Here is a 3,712-nt window from a genome sequence, read left to right on the forward strand (position 1 = left end):
TAACCTTAAAAAGTTTGTTTTGATAACATTTGGATTAATCAATGAGAAGTATTCCTCGATAGCTCAATGGTAGAGCACACGGCTGTTAACCGTGGGGTTGTTGGTTCGAGCCCAACTCGGGGAGTTTGATAACAAAATAATTAAAAAAAATTATTGACAAGCTTTTTAGTATATGTTATCATATGAAACACGGCTCCATGGTCAAGCGGTTAAGACACCGCCCTTTCACGGCGGTAACAGGGGTTCAAATCCCCTTGGAGTCATTGACAAAAAGAAGATTTATGAAAAGGGATATAAATCCCTGCTGAACATCTCTTTGAAGTCGCTAAACTATATGCCGACGTGGCTCAATTGGCAGAGCAGCTGACTTGTAATCAGCAGGTTATCGGTTCGAGTCCGATCGTCGGCTTTAGTATAAAAATGATCTAAGCTGTAAGGTTTGGACCTTTAGCTCAGTTGGTTAGAGCAACCGGCTCATAACCGGTCGGTCCTGGGTTCGAGTCCCCGAAGGTCCATTTAAAAAGTAGTTTGGCCCAGTGGCTCAGTTGGTTAGAGCGCCGCCCTGTCACGGCGGAGGTCGTGGGTTCGAGTCCCATCTGGGTCGTTTCTTTCAAGGAAAGGACATCTTTCTAAAAAAGAAATGACATAATAATATGAATAATGTCAGTTAAGAATTATTTTCTTAATTCCCATGGGATCTTAGCTCAGCTGGGAGAGCATCTGCCTTACAAGCAGAGGGTCATAGGTTCGAGTCCTATAGGTCCCACTAAACCGAAAGGTTTATGCCGGCGTGGCGGAACTGGCAGACGCACAGGACTTAAAATCCTGCGGGACTAATCTCCCGTACCGGTTCGATTCCGGTCGCCGGCATTATTTCCAGTAATATTGGAAATAATGCTTTTATATTGAATATAGTTAGACTATATTGTGTACGTGTAGCTCAGCTGGATAGAGCACTTGGCTACGGACCAAGGTGTCGGGAGTTCGAATCTTCTCACGTACGTTAATTAACCTCAGAGTGATTGCTTTGAGGTTTTTTTGTATTTATAATTATAAAATATAATTAGTTTGTATTGAGAATGAATTCAATTTAATAGACTTCTTTAACATGAAGGATAAAGAGCTCAGGATCAATATTTAAAGAGCAATTAAAAGTAAAAGTTTATGTTGGTCATCAATTAATCCACTATATAAAAGTAAATAAGGGATAAATATCAACATATGGATGAATACTTATCTACCATTGTACATAACTTATTAGATGTGATGTTGACAAGAACTAGAGCAAAGAATATTGTTGTTAATAAATATAGGGAATATAAAAGTGATATATAGGATACAAAGCGATATAGATGACACAAAAGTAATATAAGAGGGTACAAAGTGGTATAGATGATTCGAAAGCGATATAGATGATATGAAAACGATATAGATGATGCAAAAAGCGTTATAGATGATACAAAGGCTATATAGATGATATAAAAGCGATATAGAGGGTAAAAATTCATACAGAGAATAAAGGTGATATAAAGAATCAGGCTAGTATAAAATTACAAGATAAGAGAGTTTTTTGTTAAATATAATTAATTCAAAAGAAATAATATCGACCTAAAAAAATATAGAAACTAAAGTGCAGAAATTAAAGTATAAGAAAGTAAAGTATAGAAATTGAAGTATAAGAAATTAAAGTATAAGAAATATAGAAAGAATCCCAGGTAAAATATGTAGCCGTTGATAAGGTATAAGCTACATAACGTTCCTGGGATTCTTAACGTATTAAATACTAAATTAATTCGATATATTAAACTAAAATAATTAGCTAAACATTAAAGATTCTTAGATGAATAGTTTGAACCTAGTAATTGTGAAATTATAATTTAGTAGTCCATGTACTACAATCCCAAACTTTAGTTGCAAAATCCTCATAGAAGTCTGGTTCATGGCAAATAAGAAGGATACTACCCTTATAGGCTTTTAAAGCTCGTTTTAACTCTTCTTTTGCATCTACATCAAGGTGATTGGTAGGCTCGTCTAATAATAAAATATTGGTTTCTTTGTTCATTAATTTACATAAGCGAACTTTAGCTTGTTCTCCACCACTTAAGACGCGAACTTGGCTCTCGATATGCTTTGTAGTTAAACCACATTTAGCAAGTGCTGAACGTACTTCATATTGAGTCCATGAAGGAAATTCACACCACAATTCTTCAATACAAGTATTGTTTTTAGCGCCAGTCATTTCTTGTTCAAAATATCCTTGATATAAATAATCACCAAGGGTTACTTTACCTTGTAATGGCTGAATTAAGCCAATAATGCTTTTTAGCAAGGTTGTCTTACCAATACCATTTGCACCTTTTAAAACAACGATATCGCCTCTCTCCATGGTCAAATTAAGAGGTTTGGATAAAGGTTCGTCATAACCGATTACAAGATGCTCTGTTTGGAAAATATAACGGCCTGCAGCTCTTGCTTCTTTAAAGTGAAATTCAGGCTTTGGTTTTTCTTGTGCAAGCTCAATAATATCCATTTTGTCAAGCTTCTTTTGGCGAGACATTGCCATATTTCTAGTGGAAACACGTGCTTTATTACGAGCAACAAAATCTTGAAGTTCCTGTATTTCTTGTTGTTGTCTTTTATATGCAGATTCTAATTGTGCTTTTCTAACTGCATAAACTTCTTGGAACTTATCGTAATCACCAACATAGCGATTGAGTTCACCATTTTCCATATGATAAATCAAATTAATAACACTATTTAAAAATGGTATATCATGTGAAATTAAGATAAATGCATTCTCGTATTCTTGTAGGTAGCGTTTTAACCATTCGATGTGTTGAACATCCAAATAGTTCGTAGGCTCGTCTAAAAGAAGAATATCCGGCTTCTCTAACAATAACTTACCAAGTAAAACTTTCGTTCTTTGACCACCACTTAAATCGGTAACATCTTTATCTAAGCCAATATCATCAAGGCCTAAAGCACGACCAATTTCTTCAACTTTTGTATCAATGATATAAAAATCATGAGCATCTAATAAGTCCTGAATTGTTCCGAACTCTTCCATTAGTTCTGCCATACGATCATCGCTTGCTTCTGCCATTTCATTGCAAAGCTCATTCATTTTCTGTTCCATTTCATATAAGAAATTAAAAGCAGATTTTAATACATCACGAATACTCATGCCTTTTTCAAGAACGGAATGTTGATCAAGATATCCTACACGAACATTTTTTGACCATTCAACGTTACCTTCATCAGGCATTAACTTTCCAGTAATTATATTCATAAAGGTAGATTTACCTTCACCATTTGCGCCGACTAATCCTATATGCTCACCTTTTAATAGGCGAAAGGATACATCGTGAAATATCGCACGATCACCAAAACCATGGCTAAGATGCGTTACATTTAATATACTCATATATATACTCCTTATATTTCGAAATCAAGTCAAAAACAGTTTCATTATAGAGTAAAATTTACAAAAAAACAAGTGGTTCTAATAAATGTATAGTTCTTAGACATATGAAAGGAAAGTGCATATAATAACATATTATAATTTATTTATTTACTTCTGGAATCGATAGTGTAAAATATTTTGTGTAAATAAAAATAGAGAAGTTCCATCTGACATGGTAAAATGTTTAACGACGAAGAAAAACATAACCAAGAAAGAAGGACTTCCCTATGACTAATAATAACAAAAATC

General features: G+C 34.5%; 1 protein-coding gene and 8 tRNA genes. 8 read left to right on the forward strand and 1 reads right to left on the reverse strand.

Annotated elements, in window-relative coordinates; all coding sequences use genetic code 11:
• Positions 1–52 precede the first annotated feature (52 nt).
• From BN4220_RS00005 to BN4220_RS00040, 8 genes are all read left to right on the forward strand, one after another.
• A tRNA-Asn gene (locus tag BN4220_RS00005) sits at positions 53–124 on the forward strand.
• A gap of 67 nt (positions 125–191) precedes the next feature.
• Positions 192–263: transfer RNA gene (locus tag BN4220_RS00010), tRNA-Glu, on the forward strand.
• Positions 264–336: 73 nt separating this feature from the next.
• Positions 337–409, forward strand: a tRNA-Thr gene (locus BN4220_RS00015).
• Positions 410–441: 32 nt separating this feature from the next.
• Positions 442–515 (forward strand) — tRNA-Ile (locus tag BN4220_RS00020).
• 15 nt (positions 516–530) lie between these two features.
• Positions 531–604, forward strand: a tRNA-Asp gene (locus BN4220_RS00025).
• A gap of 89 nt (positions 605–693) precedes the next feature.
• Positions 694–766, forward strand: a tRNA-Val gene (locus BN4220_RS00030).
• 18 nt (positions 767–784) lie between these two features.
• Positions 785–870 (forward strand) — tRNA-Leu (locus BN4220_RS00035).
• Between the two features lie 59 nt (positions 871–929).
• Positions 930–1,003, forward strand: a tRNA-Arg gene (locus tag BN4220_RS00040).
• Between the two features lie 867 nt (positions 1,004–1,870).
• On the opposite strand, the gene BN4220_RS00045 is transcribed toward BN4220_RS00040, so the two are convergent.
• Positions 1,871–3,424: an ABC-F family ATP-binding cassette domain-containing protein gene (locus tag BN4220_RS00045; RefSeq protein WP_066711866.1), complete on the reverse strand. Its 1,554-nt coding sequence runs from the start codon at positions 3,422–3,424 to the stop codon at positions 1,871–1,873.
• Between the last annotated feature and the right edge of the window lie 288 nt (positions 3,425–3,712).

The sequence above is a fragment of the Clostridium sp. Marseille-P299 genome, assembly GCF_900078195.1.
In the GTDB taxonomy this organism is placed as follows: domain Bacteria; phylum Bacillota; class Clostridia; order Lachnospirales; family Lachnospiraceae; genus Lachnoclostridium.